This window comes from Rubellimicrobium thermophilum DSM 16684, from assembly GCF_000442315.1.
Lineage (GTDB): Bacteria > Pseudomonadota > Alphaproteobacteria > Rhodobacterales > Rhodobacteraceae > Rubellimicrobium > Rubellimicrobium thermophilum.
Genome location: NZ_KE557324.1, coordinates 161,450 through 182,527, shown reverse-complemented (window position 1 = coordinate 182,527; position 21,078 = coordinate 161,450). Strand labels below are relative to the sequence as shown.

The following is a 21,078-nucleotide window of genomic DNA, read 5'->3' as shown; positions in this document are numbered from 1 at the left end:
GCGCTGACCCGTCCGGTGCCGCTCCGTCAGGATGGCTCCTGCATGACGGTCGGCACCGGAGGCCGGGACGGGTCCGCATGCCGGCCCGCGAGCGAGCGCAGCCAGGCCCGATGCGGCAGGGCCTGGGCCGCCGCGCGGCGATATTCGGCGACAAGGCCGGCATGAATCTCCCGCGCGCGGGCGCGGGCGCGGGGATCCTTCGCCATCTCGGCCCGGGCTGCCTCGCGGTTGAGCAGGCCCAGACCATCCAGCACCGGCAGATAGAGCTGCTCCTGCACATGGGCGAGGCCCAGCCGCTCGAGCCCCGGCGGGAAGGGGTCGAAGTCTTCCGGCCCCGGAACCTTGGTCTGCCAGAGCGCCAGGCGGTCCTTCACGATGCTGGGATGGCTTTCGGCCACGTCGCGCCAGAAGGGGGTGTCGCGCCGTTCGCTGACATAATGCAGGCGGATGAAGTCCCGGAAATCGTCCACCTGCCGGGCCACGGCGGCATTGTAGCGGGCGCGCCCGTCGGGCAGGCCCAGCCATTCGGCCAGCATCATGATCTGGACGATGGTGCCATGGATCGAGGTCGCCTCGAGCGGCTCGAGAAAGGAGGACGAGAGGCCAAGCGCCACGCAGTTGCCGATCCAGGCCTCGCGCAGGCGGCCGGCGTCGATGCGGATGTCGTTCCGCGGCTCGATGGGATAGCCGAGCGCGGCCTCGATCTCGGCCTTGGCGGCCTCGGGCGAGATATGGGCATCGGAATAGACATAACCCGCGCCGTAGCGGCCCTGCGTCGGGATCCACCAGAGCCACCCTGAGCCCTGTGCCCAGGCGAGCGTGCAGGGGGCGATTTCCTCGCCCTCCTTCAGGTCTACCCAGAAGGGCATGGCGCGATTGACGGGCAGGACATCGCGATAGCTGATCCAGTCCGCCCCGAGCCGTCCGACCAGCGCCCGGCGGAAGCCGGTGCAGTCGAGGAAGAAGTCCCCCTCACCCGCCCCCCGCTTCGAGGCGGAGTGCGGCGATGCCGGCCTCGCCTGTCTCGATCCCGGTCACCTGATCGTCGATCAGGGCAATGCCCCGGGCCTTGCGCCGCAGCCATCGGCCGACCAAGGCCTGATCGAAGTGATAGGCATGGTCGAAGGGGCCGACCGGGATCTGCCGTCCCTCCCGTTCGGCCACCGGGGCCTTCTGCCCGTTCAGCAGGTGCTGGAAGAGATGCGCCTCTGTCACGGACCGGCCGGCCGCCACCGCATAGGCATCCAGCCGCACCCGCCCCGTCACCAGATGCGGATCGTCGATGGGGCCGTCATAGGAATGGCCCTTGCGGCGCCAGTCGCGGTGGCGGATGCCGTATTTGATCGTCGCCCCGGTCTCGGCAAGGAATTCCCCCTCGTCGAGACCGAAATGCCGCAGCATCTGCCGGAAGACGGCGGTGGACCCCTCGCCGACGCCGATCACGCCGATCCTCGAGCTTTCGATCACCGTGACACGGGTGCCCGTCTGCCGCCGCCGGGCGACATCCGACAGCATCATCGCCGCGAGCCAGCCTGCCGTGCCGCCGCCGACGATCACGACATGCCCGGGCCAGGGGCGGAAGCCGCGATCCGTCATGCCGCCCTGCCCGGCGCGATGCGGGCAAAGTCGGGCAGCCAGGCATCATGCGCCCTCAGCAGATCGTCCACCAGTGCCCAGATCTGATCGAGATCGAGCTCGGCCCCCGTATGGGGATCGAGCATCGCCGCATGATAGATGTGCTCGCGGTTGCCGGTCAGCAGCGCCTGCACCGTCAGATCCTGCACATTGATGTTGGTCCGCATCAGGGCGATGAGCTGGGGCGGGATGTCCCGCACCACCGTGGGCTGAAGCCCGTTGTCATCCACCAGCGTCGGCACCTCCACCGCGCAGCCTTCGGGAAGTTGGGGGATATAGCCGGCATTCGGCAGGTTGCCGTAGATGACGGCGGGTTCCCCGGTCACGATCGCGTTCATGATCGTCGAGGCATATTCGTGGCTCGGCTCCACGGTGATCGTGCGGGCCTCGCGGTATTCCTGCGCCTGCTTTTCCCAGCGCGCGATCTGTTCGACGCAGCGCTTGGGATATTCGTCGAGGGGAATGCCGAAGCGCTCGATCAGGTCGGGGCGGTCGCGCTTGATGAACCAGGGCGTGTATTCGGCGAAATGCTCGGAGGACTCGGTCACGAAATAGCCGAGCCGCATCATCATCTCGTAGCGCACCTTGTTGGGGCAGCGCGGGTTCCAGTGGCTGGGCTTGGGCAGGCGGCCTTCGCGATAGCCCTGCCGCAGAAGCGGATAGAGGTCGCGATAGCTGCCGTCGGGCTGGCGCTGCTCGAAGTTCAGGAAGAAGGCCATGTGGTTGATTCCGCCGGCCCGGTAGCGGATCTGTTCCAGCGGGATGTCGAGATCGCGCGCCAGCTCCCAGGCCGTGCCCTGAACGGAATGGCACAGGCCCACCTGCTTCACCTGCGGATATCGCGCCCCGATGGCCCAGGTGTTGATCGCCATCGGGTTGACATACTGGAGCATGAGGGCATCGCCGGCCGTCTCGGCCATGTCCTCGGCCACCTTCCACAGATGGGGCACCGTGCGCAGGCCGCGCATGATGCCGCCGACACCCAGCGTGTCGGCAATCGTCTGGCGCAGGCCGAACTTCTTCGGCACCTCGAAATCGGTGATGGTGCAGGGGTCGTAACCGCCGATCTGGAAGCTGACGACGACGAAATCCGCCCCGGCGATGGCCCGGCGCTGATCGGTATGGGTCTCGACCCGCGCCCTGCTGCCAAGGCTGCGGATCAGCTTGCCGACCACGATCTCCGATTCCTCGAGCCGGCGGGGGTCGATGTCCATCAGGCGGATGGTGGCATCTGCCAGCGCGGGGCGCTGCAGGATGTCGCCGGCGATGTTCTTGGTGAAGACGGTGGAACCGGCTCCGATGAAGGTAATCACGGGATTGGGCATCCGAAGGATCCTTGGCTGGGAGAGGGAGGGAAGGGGAAACGGCCGGGCGCGGGCCTCAGGCCGCAATCTCGAAGGCGGCGCGGACCAGGCGCCGGGTATAGTCCGTGGCGGGGTTCACCAGAACCTGTTCCACCGGGCCCTGCTCGACGATGCGGCCATGCTGCATCACGATCACCCGGTGACAGAGCGCGCGCACCACCTTCAGGTCGTGGCTGATGAACAGATAGGAGAGCCCCCTTTCGCGCTGGAGCCGGCGCAGCAGCTCGATGATCTGCGCCTGCACCGAGAGATCGAGCGCGGATGTCGGTTCGTCGAGCAGGATGAATTCGGGATCGAGCGCGATGGCCCGCGCGATGGCGATCCGCTGCTTCTGCCCGCCGGAGAATTCGTGCGGAAAGCGGTGGCTGATCGTGTCGGGCAGACCGGCATCGCGCAGCGCCTTCTGCACGCGCGCGAAGCGTTCGGCAGCGGTGCGGCCGATCCCGTTCACGATCAGGCCCTCCTCGATGATCTGCCGCACGCTCAGGCGCGGATTCATCGAGGAGAACGGATCCTGGAAGACAATCTGCATCCGGGAACGGAAGGGCTTCATCCCCTTGCGATCAAGGCTGTCGATGCGCCGGCCGTCGAAGAGGATCTCTCCCCCATCGAGCTTGCCGATCCGCATCAGCGCCATGCCGAAAGTCGTCTTGCCAGAGCCCGACTCGCCCACGAGGCCGACCGTCTCGCCCCGACGCAGATCGAGCGAGAGCGAATCGCAGGCCACAAGAGTCTGATAGCTGCCCTTGAAGAAGCCGCCGCGGCGCAGCGTGAACTCCACCCGCACATCCCGCCCGACAAGCAGGCTTTCGGCCTGGGCGTCGATGGGGTTGGCCGATCCCTTCGGTTCGGAGGACAGCAGCCGGCGTGTGTAGGGATGGCGGGGGTTCGCGAAGATATCGGCCGTGGGGCCGCTTTCTCGCACCTCTCCGTGCTGCATGACATAGACACGGTCGGCGAATTGCCGGACCACGGTCAGGTCATGGGTGATCAGGATCACCCCCATGCCGAACTTCGCTTTCAGATCGTCGATCAGATGCAGGATCTCGGCCTGCACGGTGACATCGAGGGCGGTCGTGGGCTCGTCGGCGATGAGGACATCCGGACGGTTGGCCAGCGCCATGGCAATCATCACGCGCTGCCTCTGCCCCCCCGAAAGCTGATGGGGATACTGGTTCACCCGCGCGGCGGGATCGGGAATGCGCACCTCCTCCAGCAGCTCCACCGCCCGGTCCCAGGCCTGCTTCCGGGTCAGGCGCTGATGCAGCATCAGGATCTCGGCGATCTGGGTTCCCACCTTGTAGACGGGATTGAGCGAGGACATCGGCTCCTGGAAGATCATCGAGATGCGGTTGCCCCGCAGCTTGCGCATCTCGGCTTCGGACAGATGCGCCATGTCCTGTCCCTTGAAGAAGATACGTGTCCTGTCGGCAATCTCGGCGCGGCGCGACAGAAGCCGCATGACCGCGCGCGCCGTCACCGACTTGCCCGAACCGGATTCGCCGACCAGGGCGGTCGTCTCGCCGGGCATCAGCAGGAAGGAGACATTGCGCACGGCCTCGACATGACCGCCCTCCACCCGGAAGCGGACACCGACCTCGCGCGCATCGATCAGGGGCTGGGGTTCGAGACCGGACATGGCGGACCTCAATAGGGATCGATGGCATCGCGCAGGCCGTCGCCCAGCGCGTTGAAGGCAAAGACGGTGAGCAGGACGAATCCCACCGGCGACAGGATCCAGGGATAGGAGCCGATCACGCTGAAGGTGCCGGCATCCTGAAGCATCAGCCCCCAGGAGATCATCGGCGGCTTCACGGCAAGACCGAGAAAGCCGAGAAAGCTTTCGAGCAGGACAATCGCCGGAATGCCCATGGTGATGGCGACGATGACATGGCTCATCACATTGGGCAGGATGTGGCGCGTGATGATGCGTGCATCCGATGCCCCCACGGCCATGGCGGCGCGCACATAGTCCACCTGCCGCAGGGCCAGGGTCTTGGACCGCACCTCGCGCGACAGCTGCGCCCAGCCGAGGCCGACGATCACCGCCACCACGAAGGTCAGGAACAGCCCCGATGGCGCCGTCGCCGGGATCAGCGCCGCCAGCGCCAGATAGAGCGGAAGCTGCGGGAAGGCGAGGATGATCTCCACGAAGCGCTGGAACCAGCTGTCGAAGCGTCCGCCGACATAGCCCGAGGTGATCCCGAACAGGGTGCCGATCACGGTGATGAGCGACACCGACACCAGGGCGACAGCCAGAGAGATGCGGCTTCCCACGATCCCGCGGGACAGGATGTCGCGGCCCAGACGGTCCGTCCCCAGGACATGGACGGGCGAGCCGTCGACGGTCCCCAGGAAGTGGCGGTTCATGGGGATACCGAACAGCGTGTATTCCCATCCCTTCGCAAACAGGACGAGCGGGCGGGGATTGGCGTAGTCCGGCCCCATCACGGGCTGGAAGGTGACGGGATCGAAATCGCCCGTCTCCACGATGGGAAAGGCCACCGGCAGCAGGCGCCAGCCGGCCTCGGGCCCGTCGCCGGGCACATGCCAGGAAATCCTGTCGGGCGGGGCGAAGGCGACATGCGCCGCCCGGGGATCGACAGGGGCGAAGAAGGGGGCGAAGACCGACATGACAAGCAGCATCAGGACGAGCACGAGGCCGATCATCCCCGGCACCGACCGGCGGAAGCGCCGCCAGACCAGGGCCGTGTAGCTTTGCGATGTGGTGGAGACGGTCGAGATGCGCAGATCCTCGCCTTCCTCTTCAGGGGGGATCTCGAAGGACGGCTGGACCGAAGGATCGTTCGGAATGCTCATGTCAGCTGCCCACCCGGATGCGCGGATCGAGAACCGCAAGGAGGAGATCGGCGATCAGGTTGCCCAGGATCAGCACCGCCCCAAGAACCAGGAGCAGCGTGGCCGTCACATAGACATCCCCGATCGACATGGAGGCGACGATGGCGGGGCCGATGGTGGCCAGGGCGAAGACGATCGCCACCTCGATCTCACCCGTCAGCATGTAGGGCAGCACCACCCCCTGATAGGCGACGAGCGGATGGAGGGCATTCGGCACCGCATGGCGCAGGATGACGGCGCGTTCGGGAAGGCCCTTGGCGCGGGCCGTCTCGATATACTGCTGGTTGAGCGTATCCAGCAGATTGGCCCGCATCACCCGCATGTTGTAGGCCAGCCCGCCGAAGGTGGCGATGGCGATCACGGGCCAGATGTGCTGGATCAGGTTCCAGAGCTTGGCCCAGTTGAAGTCGAAGGGGCCGAGCCACCAGTCCTGCCCGCCGTAGCGGCTCGAATAGAAGCTGCCCAGCTCCTGCACGTTCAGGCGGAAGGCCAGGATGTAGAGCAGGATCAGCGCCAGCAGGAAGCGCGGGATCGTCATGCCGAGAAAGGCGATGAAGGACAGGACCGTATCGACCCAGCTGTATTGCCGCGTCGCGGCCAGGATCCCGAAGGCCACTCCGATCAGCGTCGCCAGCACATGGCAGGTCAGCGCGATGGCCAGCGTCATCGGCAATCGGTCGGCGATCACATCGGCCACCGGACGGTTGTAGAACATCGAATGGCCGAAATCGCCGCGGAAGAGGATTCCGCCGATCCAGCGGAAATACTGGATCACCAGCGGATCGTTCAGCCCATGTGCCTCGCGGTAGGCCTCGGCGGCGGCATCGGCGGTGGCGATCGGCGCATTGCCCTGGGTGATCATGTTGTTGCGGATGAAATCCGCATAATCGCCGGGGGGGGCCTGGATGATGATGAAGGTGATGACCGACATCACGAACAGGACGGGAATCGCCTGAAGGATGCGGAGGCCGACAAATCGCAGCATGGCAGCCCTGCGCCTCGGATGAAGGGGGCGCGCGGAGAAGACCGCGGCCGGGTGGATCCGGGGCCGGGCCGGCCGGCCCCGGACAGGGAGGGCGGATCAGTCGAGCGCGACGGGACCGGGCGACCCCGGCGCCCCCGGCAGGGTGTTCGGGTGCAGCTCCATGTCGATCTGGGCCTCCTCGGGCACCCAGAGCCGTTCGCGGATGATGTTGTCCTCGGCCCAGTTGTACATGAAGATCGGGGCCCCCGGCGGCACATTGGCAAAGCGCTTGTTGATGATCAGCGCGCCGGGATAGGCGGTCAGGCCGATGGCGTAGAGGTTCTCGGTATAGAGCCGCTGATAGGTCTTCATCAGCTCGACGCGCTCCTGGGGATCGCGGCTGGCGATGAAGGCGTTCACCACATCGACCATCTCCTGCTCGAAAGGCATCAGGTCGAGTTCCCCGGCCGCATTGGCCCGGTGGTTGAGCGCGATCCGCGGCCCCGTGGGGGCAAGCTGGGGCGTGTTCTGGACCACGGTGATGAGCTCGGGCGCGTTGCGGAACACCATCCAGTCCCATTGCCCGGCGGCATGGACGGCATCGCGGTCATTGCCCGACAGGAGGTTGAGAGAGACGCGGATTCCCGCCGCCTCCATCATCGCCACCACCCCTTCGGCCAGGTTGCGGTCGGTGGCATAGTCGGTATTGGCCAGAAGCGTGATCTGCACATCCGCCCCGCCCAGCACATCGGCCGGGTGGTTGAGGAATCCGTTGCCGTCGGTATCCGACAGGCCGGCGGCCTCGAAATGGGCGCGAGCGCTTTCCGGGCTGTAGGGGTAGAAGACCGTGGACTGCGCATCGTAGAAGGATGTCCCGGCATAGAGCCCGCCCGGATAGGGATAGGTGAAGGGCCCCCGGACCAGGGATTCGCCCAGCCTTTGCCGGTCGATCGCCTGGGTCACCCCCATGCGGAAATGGGGATTGCGGTTCAGTTCCCGGATGGCCTGGGCGCGGGCATCGGGTTCCCCCCAGCCATTGGCCGAGAAGTTCATGTAGAGCGAATAGCCGATGGTCCGCGGTCCGAAGGCGAGGCGGGCGGGGGCGTCAGGCTCGGCCGAACGGCGCAGCGCCTCGACATAGGATTCCGCCTGTTCGAGATTGGAGAAATCCCCGGTCCCGGCCACGGCCTGCACGTCGCGGTCCGCCCAGGTCGAGAGGCGATAATGCACCTCGTTGAGATAGGGGAGCTGATTGCCCGCCTCGTCCACCTTCCAGTAATAGGGATTGCGCCGCAGCACGACGATGTCGTCCGGCCGGTGCTCCACGACCACCCAGGCCCCCATGACGGGGAAATTCATGTAGTCGGGCGGAAAGGCCTGACGGAAGGCCTCGTAGCTTTCGCCGCCGAAGGCGGGGTGGTGCGGCTTGAGGACATGGCTCGGGCCGGGGCAGAAATTGCCATAGGCCAGCGCATAAAGGACCTGTTCGGGGAAGGGCGTCGTGAAATGCATCACGAAGCTGTAGGGCCCCGTGATCTCGAGCGTGGTCCCCGCGCCATAGGTCTCCTGCGAGGCGCCCATCAGCGGCGTCACCTCGGGATCCATGACGATATGGTTCCAGTAGAAATCGATGTCCTCGGTATCGAAGGGATCCCCATCCGACCAGCGGGCCCCCTCGATCAGGTTGACCGTCAGGCTCATCCCGTCCTCGGACCATTCCCAGGACCGGGCGAGGTTCGGGAAGGGCTGGAGATCCTCGGGATTGACCATGAACAGCGGGCCGGTGCGGGTCAGGCATTCGACCATGCCGATATCGATCCCGCCCCAGCCATAGGCCTGTCCGGCCCAGAAGTTCCACCCTTCGGGCCGGCCGCCGATGACATGGCGCAGACCGTCGCCATAGACCCCGATCCCGTCGGGCATGTTGCCGGCCAGATAGACGAGCGGCTCCTTCGGCAGGCGTTCCTCGATGGGCGGCAGCAGACCGGCCTCGACAAAGGCCCTCACGAATTCCGGTTCGTTGTAGCTGTCAAGAGCGCGATAGACATAGACCTCGTCGCGATTGACGAAGACCGGTTCGCCCTGGGCCTCGAAGGCAGGCGGTTCGGGCGGTGTCGTCGGCTCCACGAACTGAGCCGCCAGGGCTCCTGGCAGAATGCCAGAAAACAGCGCCGCGGCTGCGGCGCAGGATTGCAAGCGCATCGGATGCGTCCTCCCATGAGCCAGGCCCAGCGGACCGGCTGTCCTCCTCGGGTCTTCTGGTGATCCGCTCCGGGTGAAGGCCATCGGCACCCGTCGGACCGTTTTCAGCTTGCGGAAAGGATCCCCCTGCTTCAATGCTGGAAAGAGAGGTTGTTTTCCGGTTTTTGAAGATTCATGCCCGATTTGCCCGTTTCTGCCGCGCGCCCGAAGGGGCGGGTCCGCCGATCCCCGCCGGTGATCGTCTCGGGCGAGGGCGAGGGCGCCACCCCCCCGCATGAGCGGCATTTCTATGCCCGCACCAAGGCGATCGGGCGCTTCGGGATGCGCATCTTCACCCCGACGCTCATGCCGGCACCCCATTGGCACGGCCATATCGAGGCGAATTTCCTCACCGGCGCGACCATGACCTATGAGGTCGAGGGCGAGCTGATCGAGGTGCCCGAAGCCCGCATGGTGCTGTTCTGGGCCGGCCAGCCCCATCGTCTGGGTCGCCGTGACCCCACGCGCGGACGGGGCGCCGCGTCTGGCGAACATCTATCTGTCGCTCGATCAGTTCCTGTTCCTGCCGCATATCGCGCCGCTGCAGGTGGCGCTTCTGGGCGGGGGTTTCGCCTGCCTGCCGGCTGCGCTCTGCTCGGCCGATCAGATCGCCCGGTGGTATGCGGATTACCGCTCGGGCGATGTGGAACGAACCGAGGTGATGAAGATGGAGATCAACGCGCTGATGCGGCGCGCCCTGCTCCAGCCGCTCGATTACCTGCGCAGGCCGCTGACCGAGAGTCCCGAAGGCCGGCTCCTGTCATCGGCGCATATCCGGCATGTCGTGGGGATGGTGCGCTTCATCATGGAAAACCTGCATCGCCCGCTGACCAATGCCGATGTCGCGGCCGTGACCGGCCTGCACAGCAACTATGCGCTGGCCCTCTTCACCCGGACGATGCGCATGCCCATGAAGCGCTTCGTGATCCGCATGCGCCTGCTGCGGGCGCGGGCGCTGCTTCTCGAAAGTTCGACGGCCATCGCCCAGGTGGCCGAGCAGTGCGGCTTTTCCTCGCTCAGCCAGTTCTATGCCCAGTTCCGCGCGGCCTTCGGCATGCCGCCCCAGCAGATGCGGGCCCGCTACACACAGATGGAGCTGCGCTGAGGGGCGCTGCCTGTCCTCCGCGCCGGGGGGGAAGATGCGCCGGGGACCGCCCCGGACCTCAGGCCGCCTGCCGCAGGCCTTCGGCCGCCTGCGCGATCAGCCGCAGCGAGGTCAGGCGCGCCGCGATGTCATGGATCATCCCCGCCAGGATCACCTCGTCGGGCTTCAGCCGTGCCTCCACCTCGCGCAGGCGACGGGCCACGGTCTCCGGGCTGCCGATGGCGGCAAAGCCCAGCGCCGCTTGTGCCCCGGCCAGCGCCTCGGGCGGCAGATCGTCCAGCGGCCCCGGCGGCGGCAGCCGGCCCGGCCGCCCCGTCCGCAGCCGGGCAAAGGCCCGCAGCTGCGAACTGCGCAGCCATTCGGCCTCGGCATCCGTCGCCGCCGCGCAGGCCCCCATCGCCACGATGAGATAGGGTTCCCGCCCCCAGCGCGAGGGGCGGAAGGTCGTGCGGTAGGTCTCGGCCGCCTCCTCGAGCAGGGCCGGAGCGAAATGGCTGGCAAAGGCGTAAGGCAGCCCCAGATAGGCCGCCAGCTGCGCCCCGAAGAGCGAGGATCCCAGAATGAACACGGGCACCTGCGTGCCGACGCCGGGAATGGCCTGCACCCGCGCCCCTTCACCCTCTGGCGACAAATAGCCCAGAAGCTCCACCACATCCTGCGGGAAGCGGTCCCCCGCATCACCCCCCGTCATGGCCCGGCGCAGGGCCTGCGCGGTGGCCATGTCCGTTCCCGGCGCCCGCCCGAGCCCCAGATCGATCCGCCCGGGAAACAGCGTGGCCAGCGTGCCGAACTGCTCGGCCACCACCAGGGGGGCGTGATTGGGCAGCATGATCCCCCCTGCCCCCACGCGGATGCGCGACGTGTTCGCGGCGACATGCTGGATGACCAGCGGCGTCGCGGCCGAGGCGATCCCGGGCATGTTGTGATGTTCGGCCAGCCAGTAGCGATGATAGCCGAGGCGTTCCGCCTCCTGCGCGGAGCGGACGGTCTCCTCGAAGGCGCGTGCGGCATCGCCCCCTTCGACGATGGGACAGAGATCCAGGACAGAGAGCTTCATGGGATGCCTTTCCGCGGCTGGGATCGGGAAGCCCCTTCCATGTAGGGCGCATGGGCATCGCCGTCACCCGCTCCGTCCTGCTGCCCCGCCGCGGCCAGCAGGGCGTCCAGCAGCCGCGTGCTGGCCCGGGGGCGGGCGGGGGCTTCGGGCAGGATGGCCACATAATCCCCCATCATCGGCAGGGCCGGCCCCCCGAGTGCCACGAGCCGCCCCGCCCGGACAGCGGCCGCGGCCAGAAGATCCGGAGCCAGGGCCACCCCTGCCCCCGCCTCTGCCGCCCCGAGGGCCAGGCGCGTGGCATCCACCTGCAGCCCCGCCCCCGGATCGGGTCGCCGCGGCAGCCCGGCGGCCGCGAACCAGTCGCGCCAGGACGGACCGGAACCATAGTCCGGGCCCCAGTCGGTATGAACGAAAGCGGTGTCGGGCAGCGCGGCCAGCGCGTCAGCCCCCGCGCCGGCAGGCAGCAGACCCGGCGCCCCCCAGGCGCGCACCCGCGCCGCGGCCAGAGGCCGGATGCGCTGACCGGGCTCGGCCTCCGACCCCCAGGTCAGGCGCAGATCGGGCCCTTCCTGTCCAAAGCGGACCGGTCCCGGCTCCACCCGCAGCCGCACGCCAGCCCGTTCCGGCAACCGCGCCAGCACCGGAATCACCCATCCTTCTGCCAGCGAGGGCAGGACCGACAGGACAACCCGCGGTCCCCTTCCCTCCTCGCGCAGCAGAAGCCCCACCGCCCGCAGCTCGGCCATCGCCCGCGCCAGGGGGCCGGCGGCGCGCCGCCCGGCATCGGTCAGCACGACACGGTTGCCCCGCCGCAGGAAGAGCTGCTTGCCCAGATGCTCTTCCAGCAGCCGCACCTGCTGGCTCACGGCGGCGGCACTGACCCCCAGCTCCTCGCCCGCACGCACGAAACTGCCGCAACGGGCTGCCGCATCGAAGGCGCGCAGCGCGCGCAACGGCGGCAGGGAATCGACGGTCATCGCGGGTGCCTTTCAGCGAAAGATTTCCTGAGGCTTGCCAAGAAGCCGGCCCGTTGCAAGGCCACCCGCGGGGCGCAACCCTTCCCGGCATCCACCCGACCGGAGGCCCCCCATGCATCCCCTGCACGCCATCGTCGATTGCGAACGTTACCCCCTTGACCGTCCCGGCAGCGCCGACTGGGATGCGCTCGTCGCACGGACCCGCGCCGCACTTGCCGCCGAGGGCATGGCCGATCTGCCCGGCTTCCTGCGGCCGCAGGCACGCGCGCGGATGGTCGCCGCCCTCGCCCCCGCTTCGAGACAGAGGGCTTTGTCCATGCCCGCCGGCACAACATCTACTTCCGCAAGGAGATCCCGGGCCTGCCCCCGGACCACCCTGCCCTGGCCGAGGTCGAGACGCGCAGCCGCACCCTGGCCGGCGACCGTCTGGAGGGGGATCTGCTGACGCTCTACGAATGGCCGGCCTTTGCGGCCTTCCTCGCCGCGGCGATGGGCAAGCCCGCCCTGCATGCGATGGACGACCCTCTCGCCCGGGTGAATGTCATGGAATACCGCCGGGGCGAGGCGCTCAACTGGCATTTCGACCGCTCCGAGTTCACCACCACCATCCTGCTTCAGGCGCCCGAGGCGGGGGGGCTCTTCGAATATCGTCGCGATCTGCGCAGCCCGGAGGACCCCAATCACGAAGGCGTCGCCCGACTGCTGCGCGGCGAGGATCCCGAACTGCGCCGTATCCGGCTCGAGCCGGGGGCGCTCAACATCTTCCGTGGACGCGACACGGCGCATCGGGTGACACCGGTCGAAGGGGACCGGCCGCGCCTTGTGGCGGTGTTCTCCTATTTCGACCGCCCGGGGGTGCGCATGACTCCGGACGAGCAGCGGGGTTTCTATGGCCGCGCCGCCTAACCGCCCAGAAGGCGCCAGCGCAGGCCCATGGTGCCGCCCACGATCAGCACCGCCATGATCACCGCCAGGACCGATCTTTCGTTCCAGATGCCATAGCCCAGCGCAACGGCAAGACCCAGGCCCAGGGCGAGGCGCCGCCAGCCTGTGCCCTGCGGCAGGACCGCCGCCGCCATCCAGCCCCCCCGATCGCGTTGAGGAGGAGCCACAGCCGGCTCCACCGCCCGAGGCTGGTCTGGAACGGTTCGGGCCACCAGACCAGCCCATAGCCCCGCGACGGCGAGAGCACATCCGCCGACAGATGCACCGCTACGCCGAGAAAGGCTCCGGCCGCGGCCGCCGGCCCGAGCGAGGGCATGAACCACCACAGAAGAAAGGGGACCAACAGCGAATGCGTCAGGATCGACCGGTGATGCAGCAGCCGGATCGCCAGCAGATCGATATCCGGCATCGGCAGGAAGGCCAGGGCCAGGATGACGAAGATCGCGGCCTGTCCCGGCGCCGACAGACCGATCTGCCTGATCCAGATCTCCAGCCAGTCACCCGGATTATCGCCCATCCGGCCCTCCCCTGTCGGCGTCAACGTCGGCGTCAACGCTTTCTTAACCTTTTCATGCGATGAAGGGGCAGGCGATCCCGAATCGCCTGCCCCGTCGCCCTGTCGTTCAAACTCTCATGCCCCGAAAGGAGGCACCGATGATCCGCTGCCTCCTTGCAGGCCGCTTGTCCTGTCTACTCCGCCGCCCGCGCCATGGGGTTGTTGGGATGCGTGGTCCAGTTGGCGTAATCGCCGACGACGATCCCCGTGCGCGGGTCCACGCTGCCCTTGGGCAGCTCGACCATGGTGATGCAGTTCTCCACCGGGCAGACATCGACGCAGAGGTTGCAGGCCACGCATTCCTCGTCCTTGACGGTGAAGACACGGCCGGGCCCCATGGCGATGGCCTGATGGCTGGTGTCCTCGCAGGCGGCGTAGCAGCGGCCGCACTTGATGCACAGGTCCTGATTGATCCGCGCCTTGGTGACGTAGTTGAGGTTGAGGTATTGCCAGTCGGTCACATTGGGCACGGCGCGGCCCACGATCTGGTCCACGGCGGTGAAGCCCTTCTCGTCCATCCAGGCGGACAGGCCGGCGGTCATCTCGCGGATGATGCCGAAACCGTAGGTCATGGCGGCGGTGCAGACCTGCACGCTGCCTGCGCCGAGGGCGAGGAACTCGGCCGCATCGCGCCAGGTGGTGATGCCGCCGATACCGCTGATGGGCAGATCCCGCGTGGCGGGGTTGCGGGCGATCTCGGCCACCATGTTGAGCGCGATGGGCTTGACCGCCGGGCCGCAATAGCCGCCATGCGCGCCCTTCCCGTCGATGGAGGGTTCGGGGCTGAAGGTATCCAGGTTGACGCTGGTGATCGAGTTGATCGTGTTGATGAGGGAGACCGCATCGGCCCCGCCCCGCTTCGCCGCCTCGGCCGGCTTGCGGATATCGGTGATGTTGGGGGTGAGCTTGACGATGCAGGGCATGCGCGAATGCTGCTTGACCCAGCGCGTCACCATCTCGATGTATTCGGGCACCTGCCCGACGGCCGATCCCATGCCGCGTTCGCTCATCCCGTGGGGGCAGCCGAAGTTCAGCTCCACGCCGTCGCAGTCGGTTTCCTCCACGCGGGCGAGGATCGCCTTCCAGCTCTCCTCGTCGCAGGGCACCATGAGCGAGACGACAAGCGCCCGGTCGGGAAAGTCGCGCTTGACGGCCTTGATCTCGCGCAGGTTGACCTCAAGGGGGCGGTCGGTGATCAGCTCGATGTTGTTGAGCCCCATCACACGCCGGTCGGGTCCGTGGATCACGCCGTAGCGCGGGCCATTGACATTGACGACGGGCGGGCCTTCGGCCCCCAGCGTCTTCCAGACGACCCCGCCCCAGCCGGCCTGAAAGGCACGGCGCACGTTGTATTCCTTGTCCGTGGGCGGCGCCGAGGCAAGCCAGAAGGGGTTCGGGCTGCGGATGCCGATGAAGTCGGTTGCAAGGCTGGCCATGATCTCCTCCCCTCAGCCCATGAGCGCGCGGTGGATCGCTTCGGCCGCATCGCGGCCCTGCGCGACGGCGGTCACGGTCAGATCCTGTCCGCCGGGCGCACAGTCGCCCCCGGCCCAGACACCTGCCGGCAGGCGGGCCGGATCGATCTTGCCGCCTGCGGTCGCGACGCCCTCGGGCAGCGGGCCAAGCCGCTGGCCGATCGCCTTGAACACCTGATCGGCCTCGAGGCGGAATCCCTCCTCGCGCAGGCGGAGCCCTTCGGGACCGCTTTCGGTATAGGCGAACTGCACCTCCGTGACGGCGCCATTGCCGCGGATCTCCACCGGGGCGGCCTCATGGATGATGCGGACCCCGGCGGTGGCGGCATGCTCCTGCTCGTGGCGGCTGGCGCTCATCTGCTCCTGCCCGCGGCGGTAGACGATGGTCACGGTCTCTGCGCCCAGGGCGCGGGACTGCACGGCCGCGTCCACGGCCGTCATGCCGCCGCCGATCACGACCACGCTGCGGCCGACGGGCAACGCGCCCTTGTCCGGCGCCTGCCGCAGCCGCTCGATGAAGTCCACCGCATCCTCGACCCCGGCCCGGTCTTCGCCGGGAATGCGCAGGTCGTTGGTGTCCTGCAGCCCGATGCCGAGGAAGACGGCGTCGAACTCGGCCCTCAGCTGGTCGAGCGTCACATCCCGGCCCATTTCCACGCCGCAGCGGATCTCGATGCCGCCGATACCCAGAAGCCAGCTCACCTCCTCCTGAGCGAAGCCGCCCGGCACCTTGTAGGCGGCAATGCCGTATTCGTTGAGGCCGCCGGGCTTGGCACGCTTCTCGAAGACGACGACGTCATGGCCATGCATGGCCAGGCGATGGGCACAGGCCAGCCCGGCCGGCCCCGCACCGACGACCGCCACGCGCTTGCCGGTCGAGGGGGCCCGTGTGAAGGGATGACTGTTGCGGGCCATGCCGGCATCGGTAGCAAAGCGCTGCAACCGGCCGATCTCGACCGGCTTGCCTTCGGCGGCCTCGCGGACGCAGGCCCCTTCGCAGAGCTGCTCCGTGGGGCAGACACGGGCACAGGCGCCCCCGAAGATGTTCTGCGACCAGATCGTCATCGCCGCCTCGACTGGCCGTCCGGCCTGGATCTGGCGGATGAACAGGGGGATGTCGATCGCCGTCGGACAGGCCTGGATGCAGGGCGCGTCGTAACAGAAATAGCAGCGATCCGCCGCCACCTTGGCTTCATGCCCGGTCAGGGGCGGCGCGATATCGGCAAAGTTGCTGGCGATACGCTCGGGGTCCAGACGATGCGGGACGACACCGGGCGTCTGCGGGCTGTTCATGCTTCCCCTCCCTGTGAGGATCTGAAGGGATGCTGCCACAGCTCCAGGATTTTACCAACTGGTAAAATGCGGGTCCCCGGGCCTGCCGGCTCGGATCGCTGCGCCCTGCGCCCCGGTCTGGGGTTCCTCGCCGAACAGATGGGCGATGGAGCCGGCGTAATAGGCGAGCAGCGTCTCCTCGCCATCGCGCAGCCGGATGCGTCCGTCCGCATCCTCGGTCAGGATCCCGCGTGCGGCCAGAAGCGACAGCGCCTCGCCGACCACGAGGCCCACCCCGCGACGGGGCACGACTCCTCCCCGCGCGGCAAGCCAGGCGATATCCGCGCGCACCCGGGCTTCGACCCTTTCGCGGGACAGGGGCCGGTCCCGTTCCAGAAGCAGCGCACGCGCCACGAGGGGGACCGGCAGGGCCGGCATGGCGCAAGCGATGCGTGCCATGAGTTCGGCCCCCAGTGCCTCGGCCGGCCGCTCCGGCCCTTCGGCAAGGAAGGCCTTGAGCGAGAGGGGCGGCCCGAAACTGGCCCGAACCGTACCAAAGCCACGAAAGCGGCCCCGCAGCCAGTCCCACAGATGCGCGGCAAGCCCCTTCAGCACCTCGCCGGGCGTGGGGCGGAATCGGCGGATGCCGGTCACATGGGCCCGGATCAGGAAACGATCCTCGATCACCCGGTCATAGTTCAGGGCCACCGGCACGAAAATCACGTCGCGGCGCCGGGCCAGGCCGTCCTCTGCAATGTAGCTCAGCAGGCCAAGCCGCGGGGGCCCCATCCGTCCATCGAGACTCAGACGACCTTCGGGGAAGATCGCCTGCGTCACCCCCCCGTCCGTCGCCATCTGGACATAGCGGGCCAGAACGCGGCGATAAAGCGCCGAACGGTTCTGACGGCGGATGAAATAGGCCCCCATCATGCGGATCAGCGACGAGAGCGGCCAGACCCGCGCCCATTCACCCACCGCATAGGACAGGGCGGCCCGTTCGGACACGAGCCAGGTGACCAGGACGTAATCCATGTTGGAGCGGTGGTTCATCACGAACACCACCGAGGCGTCCTGCGGCAGCGCGTCGATCGCGGCGAGATCGTTTTCGGACAGCCTCACCCGATAGAGGCCGCGGCTGATCCAGCGGGCCAGCCGCGCCCCCCAGCCGAAATAGAGCGTGGCCGAAAAGGCGGGCACGATCTCGCGCGCATGACGCCGGGCTTCCTCCCAGGCGACGCTTTCGGGAATGCCCCGGGCATGCGCATCCTCGGCGACGGCCTTGACCACTTCGGGGTCATAGACCAGGCGCTCGATCATGTCGTGCCGCCGGGCGAGCTTGAAGGGCGCGATGGGCCGGCTGAGACGGGTATTGAGGCGGGCCACGACGCGCTCCATCCGGCGGCGAAAGAACCAGCGCACCGACGGCACCAGGAAATGGGACGCGAAGGTGACCCCTGCAAAGAGCAGGATCAGCACAAGCAGCCAGAGGGGCAGTTCGACGGTCCGTGTCATGGGGCGACACTTGGCAGGCGCGGCCGATCACGTCCATGCCCACCGAAAGGTCACGGTGACGTTACCGTATCCCTTGCAGGAATGACAGGATGAAAGTCGATTGCATCTTTCATTCCCTTGTCATAGATCCTGTCGATCACCGAATTGCGGATGCTGGAATTGCAAAAATCCGGAATCGTAATCATCGCGGCAGCGTGACCGATAAAATCTGACAGCAAGCCGACAGGATCGTCGAAATGACCGACTACGAAAACATGTCCCGAAGGGAATTGCTGGAACTGCGCGCGCGGATCGATCGTGCCATTGCCGCGGTCGCCGAACGGGATAGGCGCAATGCCCTCAAGGCGGCAGAGGCCGCTGCACGCGAATACGGCTATGCGCTGGAGGAGCTTCTGGAAAGCGCAGGCACGATGCGCCGACGCAGGCCGGGGGGGCGGGGCCGCCGCCGTGAATCCCGCGGGGCAGGCCACCCCCCGTTACCGCAACTCCCGACAATCCTTCGCAGACCTGGTCCGGGCGCGGCCGCCGCCCCCGCTGGGTCCGGGAGGCCGAAGCCAAGGGCCTGACCCTGGAGGATCTGCGCGCGGGCTGATCCCTGTTCTTCGGGCGGAACGCATTGCGACTGCCCCTGCCCGATCGATGACGGCGCGAATATCCGTTTCGGGCGGGGGTTCTGCCTGACGCCGAGCCGGTGACAGGGCAACCGGCCGGGACGTGATGGCATGCGGCCGGTCGGGTGGGACCGACCGCAGCAGAAGCGTCTTACAGCTCGACGGCGATCCGCCCGATCGGGTTCGCGCAGCAGGCCAGGATATAACCGGCGGCGATGTCGTCATCGCTGATCCCGCCGTTATGGACCATGTGCACCTCGCCTGCGGTCTTCTTCACCTTGCAGGTACCGCACAGTCCGAAGGTGCAACCCGACGGGATGTTGAGCCCCGCACGCTTTGCCACCGCCAGCACCGTATCGGTCTGCGCGCAGGGGGCGGTGATGCCGCTGGCGGTAAAGGCGATCTCGGCACCCGAGTTTGCATCGGGCATCACATCGGCGATCACGGGGGCTTCGGCTTCGGTCCGCACGGGCGTGGCGAAGCTTTCCTGATGATAATGTGCCATGTCATAGCCGAGCGAGGCGAGCATGTCGCGCACGGCCTGCATGAAGGACTCGGGCCCGCAGCAGAAGACTTCCCGCTCCAGATAATCGGGGGCCATCAGGCCCAGCATGATCTGGCTCAGCCGCCCCGTATAGCCCGGCCAGGCCCGGAAGGGATCGGGCTCCTTGACGACGAAGCGCAGCTGCAGGCCCGGCACGCGATTGGCGAACTGCTCCAGCCGCTGGCGGAAGATGATCTCGGACGGGCGGCGGGCGGCATGGACAAAGATGATGTCCGGCATCTCGCCCGAATCCCAGGCCCAGGTCGTCATCGACATCATCGGCGTGATGCCGGACCCGGCCGAGATGAACAGGTATTTCTTCGCCGGATGCCGCAGGAAGGAGAAGATGCCCGCAGGCCCCCAGGCCTTGATCCGCATCCCCGGCCGCAGATGGTCCAGCATCCAGCGCGTGCCGATGCTGTTCTTCTGCGCCTTGACGGTCACGCTGATCGACAGCGGGCGCGAGGGGCTGGAGCTGATCGTGTAGGTCCGCTGCAGGTTGCCTCCGGGCACGGGAAGATCGAATGTCAGGAACTGGCCCGGCTGATAGTCGAACCAGGCCCCCGATGGCGCGCGGAAGGTGAAGGTCGCGGTGTCGGGTGTTTCCGGCACCACCATGGCGCATTCCAGCGGCTCGTCATCCGTCCAGGGACGGGCCGTCCAGTTCATCTGGCCCATCGCCCTACTCCGCCGCCAGAGCGGGCTGTGGCGCCAGACGGGCGCTCATCACGCCGCAATACCAGTCGACGAACTGGATCACGCCTTCTTCCTGAATGGTCGAATAGGGGCCGGGCTCATAGGCGGGCGACAGGATGCCCTTCTGGTTTTCCTCGACGACCTGACGATCCTCGTCATTGGTGGCGAGCCACACTTCGGTCAGGGTCTTCAGATCATAATCCACGCCCTCAACCGCATCCCTGTGCACAAGCCAGGTCGTCGTGACTTCGGTTTCCGTCGGGCTGACGGGCAGGACACGGAAGGTGATGGCGTGATCGGCCAGGAAATGATTCCAGGTATTGGGATAATGATACATCAGAAGGCTGCCCGCATCATTGAAGGGCATCCGGCCCATGCGGCGCGACACGGCCGCCTTCGTGCTCATCGTGTAGCTTTCGGCATTGTTCAGAAGGGGAACACGCGCGAGCCGCCACTGGAAATCGGGGGCATGGACAAAGCGCGAGGGCAGGCCTGCGGCCTCGCAGCGCTCCCAATGGGCCAAGATCTCGGGGCTGGCCGAGTGCGGCCCGTCCATCGCGCCGATCTTGGGATTGTCCGAGAAGGTCCGGCAGAGGGAGGGATGCGATCCGCTGCAGTGATAGCATTCCCGGTTGTTCTCGATCACCAGCTTCCAGTTGCCCTTCTCGATGATGGTCGAGGTGAAGGCCACCTTCGCATCAGCCAGCCCCGAAGGCGCAAGATACAGGGCCGCAGTCTTCGCCAGATCGGCAATCGGCGGCGGCACATCGGCAAGGCAGATATAGACGACGCCGCCCAGATCGACGCAGTGCACCCGCTTCAGCCCGAATTTCGCGGCATCGAAATCCTCGCCCATGTCACGGGCCCAGATCAGCCTGCCATCCAGTTCGTAGGTCCACTGGTGATAGGGGCAGACGAGTTTGGGTGCATGGCCGCCGATTTTGGCACACAGACGCTGGCCCCGGTGGCGGCAGACATTGTGGAAGGCGCGGATGCGTCCGTCGGCCCCCTTGATCACGATCACCGGATAGGCGCCGACTGCAGGGTCTGATAATCGCCCGCCTTCTGCAGCGCGGCCGAGGGCAGTGCGAAGAGCCATTCGCGATACCAGATCTGCTCGAGATCCGCCCGATAGACGCCCGGATCGGCGTAGAGCTCTCGAGACAGGGAGAAATTCTTGCGCCGTGCGGCCAGTTCGGCGGCAATTTCGGATTGGCTCAGCATCGTCACCCTCGCTGATCCCTGCCGTCCCGCAGGGGTTGTTT

At 67.1% G+C, this 21,078-nt stretch carries 18 protein-coding genes and 2 pseudogenes; 4 read left to right on the top strand and 16 right to left on the bottom strand.

Going from position 1 to position 21,078, the window contains the following annotated elements; genetic code table 11:
• Positions 1–26: 26 nt before the first annotated feature.
• The 7 genes and pseudogenes from RUTHE_RS18080 to RUTHE_RS13160 all read right to left on the bottom strand — a co-directional run.
• Positions 27–962: pseudogene (locus RUTHE_RS18080) on the bottom strand (tryptophan 7-halogenase); the annotation flags it as partial.
• Positions 963–972: 10 nt separating this feature from the next.
• A complete protein-coding gene (locus RUTHE_RS18075; RefSeq protein ID WP_021098952.1) occupies positions 973–1,596 on the bottom strand; it encodes a tryptophan 7-halogenase in 624 nt (207 codons plus the stop codon).
• The gene (gene melA, locus RUTHE_RS13180; RefSeq protein ID WP_021098951.1) at positions 1,593–2,960 is read right to left on the bottom strand and encodes an alpha-glucosidase/alpha-galactosidase; all 1,368 of its coding nucleotides are present in this window, start codon (positions 2,958–2,960) and stop codon (positions 1,593–1,595) included. The genes RUTHE_RS18075 and melA overlap by 4 nt, the downstream gene beginning before the upstream one ends.
• Positions 2,961–3,015: 55 nt before the next feature.
• Entirely contained in the window at positions 3,016–4,638 is a 1,623-nt protein-coding gene (locus RUTHE_RS13175) for an ABC transporter ATP-binding protein (protein WP_021098950.1), read from the bottom strand.
• Between the two features lie 8 nt (positions 4,639–4,646).
• Positions 4,647–5,819, bottom strand: coding sequence for an ABC transporter permease (locus tag RUTHE_RS13170; RefSeq protein ID WP_021098949.1), 1,173 nt, complete (start codon positions 5,817–5,819; stop codon positions 4,647–4,649).
• A gap of 1 nt (position 5,820) precedes the next feature.
• Positions 5,821–6,843 (bottom strand): ABC transporter permease, encoded by a 1,023-nt coding sequence (locus RUTHE_RS13165; RefSeq protein ID WP_021098948.1) that lies wholly within the window; start codon positions 6,841–6,843, stop codon positions 5,821–5,823.
• A 96-nt stretch (positions 6,844–6,939) separates the two neighbouring features.
• The gene (locus RUTHE_RS13160; protein ID WP_021098947.1) at positions 6,940–9,024 is read right to left on the bottom strand and encodes an ABC transporter substrate-binding protein; all 2,085 of its coding nucleotides are present in this window, start codon (positions 9,022–9,024) and stop codon (positions 6,940–6,942) included.
• A gap of 493 nt (positions 9,025–9,517) precedes the next feature.
• Between RUTHE_RS13160 and RUTHE_RS15615 the strand changes: the two genes are divergently transcribed.
• The gene (locus RUTHE_RS15615; protein WP_021098946.1) at positions 9,518–10,168 is read left to right on the top strand and encodes a helix-turn-helix domain-containing protein; all 651 of its coding nucleotides are present in this window, start codon (positions 9,518–9,520) and stop codon (positions 10,166–10,168) included.
• Between the two features lie 58 nt (positions 10,169–10,226).
• Here the strand turns inward: RUTHE_RS15615 and RUTHE_RS13150 are convergent, their stop codons facing one another.
• Positions 10,227–11,225 carry an LLM class flavin-dependent oxidoreductase gene (locus tag RUTHE_RS13150; RefSeq protein WP_021098945.1) on the bottom strand — a complete coding sequence of 333 codons (999 nt, stop codon included), beginning with the start codon at positions 11,223–11,225 and terminating at the stop codon, positions 10,227–10,229.
• The gene (locus RUTHE_RS13145) at positions 11,222–12,202 is read right to left on the bottom strand and encodes a LysR family transcriptional regulator (protein ID WP_021098944.1); all 981 of its coding nucleotides are present in this window, start codon (positions 12,200–12,202) and stop codon (positions 11,222–11,224) included. Before RUTHE_RS13145 ends, RUTHE_RS13150 begins: the two co-directional genes overlap by 4 nt.
• 489 nt (positions 12,203–12,691) lie before the next feature.
• Here RUTHE_RS13145 and RUTHE_RS17775 point away from each other — a divergent pair, with 489 nt between their 5' ends.
• On the top strand, positions 12,692–13,108 hold the full coding sequence (locus tag RUTHE_RS17775; RefSeq protein ID WP_021098942.1) for a HalD/BesD family halogenase: 417 nt from the start codon (positions 12,692–12,694) through the stop codon (positions 13,106–13,108).
• Here the strand turns inward: RUTHE_RS17775 and RUTHE_RS17095 are convergent.
• Positions 13,105–13,281, bottom strand: a complete 177-nt coding sequence (locus RUTHE_RS17095) for a hypothetical protein (protein ID WP_211217757.1) — start codon at positions 13,279–13,281, stop codon at positions 13,105–13,107. The genes RUTHE_RS17775 and RUTHE_RS17095 overlap by 4 nt on opposite strands.
• Positions 13,282–13,406: 125 nt before the next feature.
• Between RUTHE_RS17095 and RUTHE_RS17090 the strand changes: the two genes are divergently transcribed.
• A complete protein-coding gene (locus RUTHE_RS17090) occupies positions 13,407–13,727 on the top strand; it encodes a hypothetical protein (RefSeq protein ID WP_211217756.1) in 321 nt (106 codons plus the stop codon).
• A gap of 110 nt (positions 13,728–13,837) precedes the next feature.
• Here RUTHE_RS17090 and preA read toward each other — a convergent pair whose 3' ends face one another.
• The 4 genes from preA to RUTHE_RS18680 are packed head-to-tail and all read right to left on the bottom strand — an operon-like array spanning position 13,838 to position 18,432.
• Positions 13,838–15,139, bottom strand: coding sequence for an NAD-dependent dihydropyrimidine dehydrogenase subunit PreA (gene preA / locus RUTHE_RS13130; protein WP_021098940.1), 1,302 nt, complete (start codon positions 15,137–15,139; stop codon positions 13,838–13,840).
• A gap of 12 nt (positions 15,140–15,151) precedes the next feature.
• Positions 15,152–16,471, bottom strand: coding sequence for an NAD(P)-dependent oxidoreductase (locus RUTHE_RS13125; RefSeq protein ID WP_021098939.1), 1,320 nt, complete (start codon positions 16,469–16,471; stop codon positions 15,152–15,154).
• Between the two features lie 51 nt (positions 16,472–16,522).
• A complete protein-coding gene (locus RUTHE_RS13120; RefSeq protein ID WP_021098938.1) occupies positions 16,523–17,962 on the bottom strand; it encodes a 1-acyl-sn-glycerol-3-phosphate acyltransferase in 1,440 nt (479 codons plus the stop codon).
• A gap of 50 nt (positions 17,963–18,012) precedes the next feature.
• The gene (locus RUTHE_RS18680) at positions 18,013–18,432 is read right to left on the bottom strand and encodes a hypothetical protein (RefSeq protein ID WP_245542245.1); all 420 of its coding nucleotides are present in this window, start codon (positions 18,430–18,432) and stop codon (positions 18,013–18,015) included.
• Here RUTHE_RS18680 and RUTHE_RS18675 point away from each other — a divergent pair.
• Positions 18,414–18,554 (top strand): H-NS histone family protein, encoded by a 141-nt coding sequence (locus tag RUTHE_RS18675; RefSeq protein WP_084465111.1) that lies wholly within the window; start codon positions 18,414–18,416, stop codon positions 18,552–18,554. The genes RUTHE_RS18680 and RUTHE_RS18675 overlap by 19 nt on opposite strands.
• A 170-nt stretch (positions 18,555–18,724) precedes the next feature.
• Here the strand turns inward: RUTHE_RS18675 and RUTHE_RS13115 are convergent, their stop codons facing one another.
• Positions 18,725–19,795, bottom strand: coding sequence for an FAD-binding oxidoreductase (locus tag RUTHE_RS13115; RefSeq protein ID WP_021098937.1), 1,071 nt, complete (start codon positions 19,793–19,795; stop codon positions 18,725–18,727).
• A gap of 4 nt (positions 19,796–19,799) precedes the next feature.
• A pseudogene (locus RUTHE_RS13110) lies at positions 19,800–21,037 on the bottom strand (aromatic ring-hydroxylating oxygenase subunit alpha).
• Positions 21,038–21,078 lie beyond the last annotated feature (41 nt).

Bases quoted from the DNA above. Each gene is read 5' to 3' on its own strand.
- RUTHE_RS13125 (WP_021098939.1), bottom strand. From the start codon at position 16,471: ATGAACAGCCCGCAGACGCCCGGTGTCGTCCCGCATCGTCTGGACCCC.
- melA (WP_021098951.1), bottom strand. From the start codon at position 2,960: ATGCCCAATCCCGTGATTACCTTCATCGGAGCCGGTTCCACCGTCTTC.
- RUTHE_RS13170 (WP_021098949.1), bottom strand. From the start codon at position 5,819: ATGAGCATTCCGAACGATCCTTCGGTCCAGCCGTCCTTCGAGATCCCC.
- RUTHE_RS17775 (WP_021098942.1), top strand. From the start codon at position 12,692: ATGGGCAAGCCCGCCCTGCATGCGATGGACGACCCTCTCGCCCGGGTG.
- RUTHE_RS17095 (WP_211217757.1), bottom strand. From the start codon at position 13,281: ATGGCGGCGGCGGTCCTGCCGCAGGGCACAGGCTGGCGGCGCCTCGCC.
- RUTHE_RS17090 (WP_211217756.1), top strand. From the start codon at position 13,407: ATGCACCGCTACGCCGAGAAAGGCTCCGGCCGCGGCCGCCGGCCCGAG.
- RUTHE_RS13115 (WP_021098937.1), bottom strand. From the start codon at position 19,795: ATGGGCCAGATGAACTGGACGGCCCGTCCCTGGACGGATGACGAGCCG.
- preA (WP_021098940.1), bottom strand. From the start codon at position 15,139: ATGGCCAGCCTTGCAACCGACTTCATCGGCATCCGCAGCCCGAACCCC.
- RUTHE_RS13160 (WP_021098947.1), bottom strand. From the start codon at position 9,024: ATGCGCTTGCAATCCTGCGCCGCAGCCGCGGCGCTGTTTTCTGGCATT.
- RUTHE_RS18075 (WP_021098952.1), bottom strand. From the start codon at position 1,596: ATGACGGATCGCGGCTTCCGCCCCTGGCCCGGGCATGTCGTGATCGTC.
- RUTHE_RS13150 (WP_021098945.1), bottom strand. From the start codon at position 11,225: ATGAAGCTCTCTGTCCTGGATCTCTGTCCCATCGTCGAAGGGGGCGAT.
- RUTHE_RS13145 (WP_021098944.1), bottom strand. From the start codon at position 12,202: ATGACCGTCGATTCCCTGCCGCCGTTGCGCGCGCTGCGCGCCTTCGAT.
- RUTHE_RS13120 (WP_021098938.1), bottom strand. From the start codon at position 17,962: ATGACACGGACCGTCGAACTGCCCCTCTGGCTGCTTGTGCTGATCCTG.
- RUTHE_RS13165 (WP_021098948.1), bottom strand. From the start codon at position 6,843: ATGCTGCGATTTGTCGGCCTCCGCATCCTTCAGGCGATTCCCGTCCTG.
- RUTHE_RS13175 (WP_021098950.1), bottom strand. From the start codon at position 4,638: ATGTCCGGTCTCGAACCCCAGCCCCTGATCGATGCGCGCGAGGTCGGT.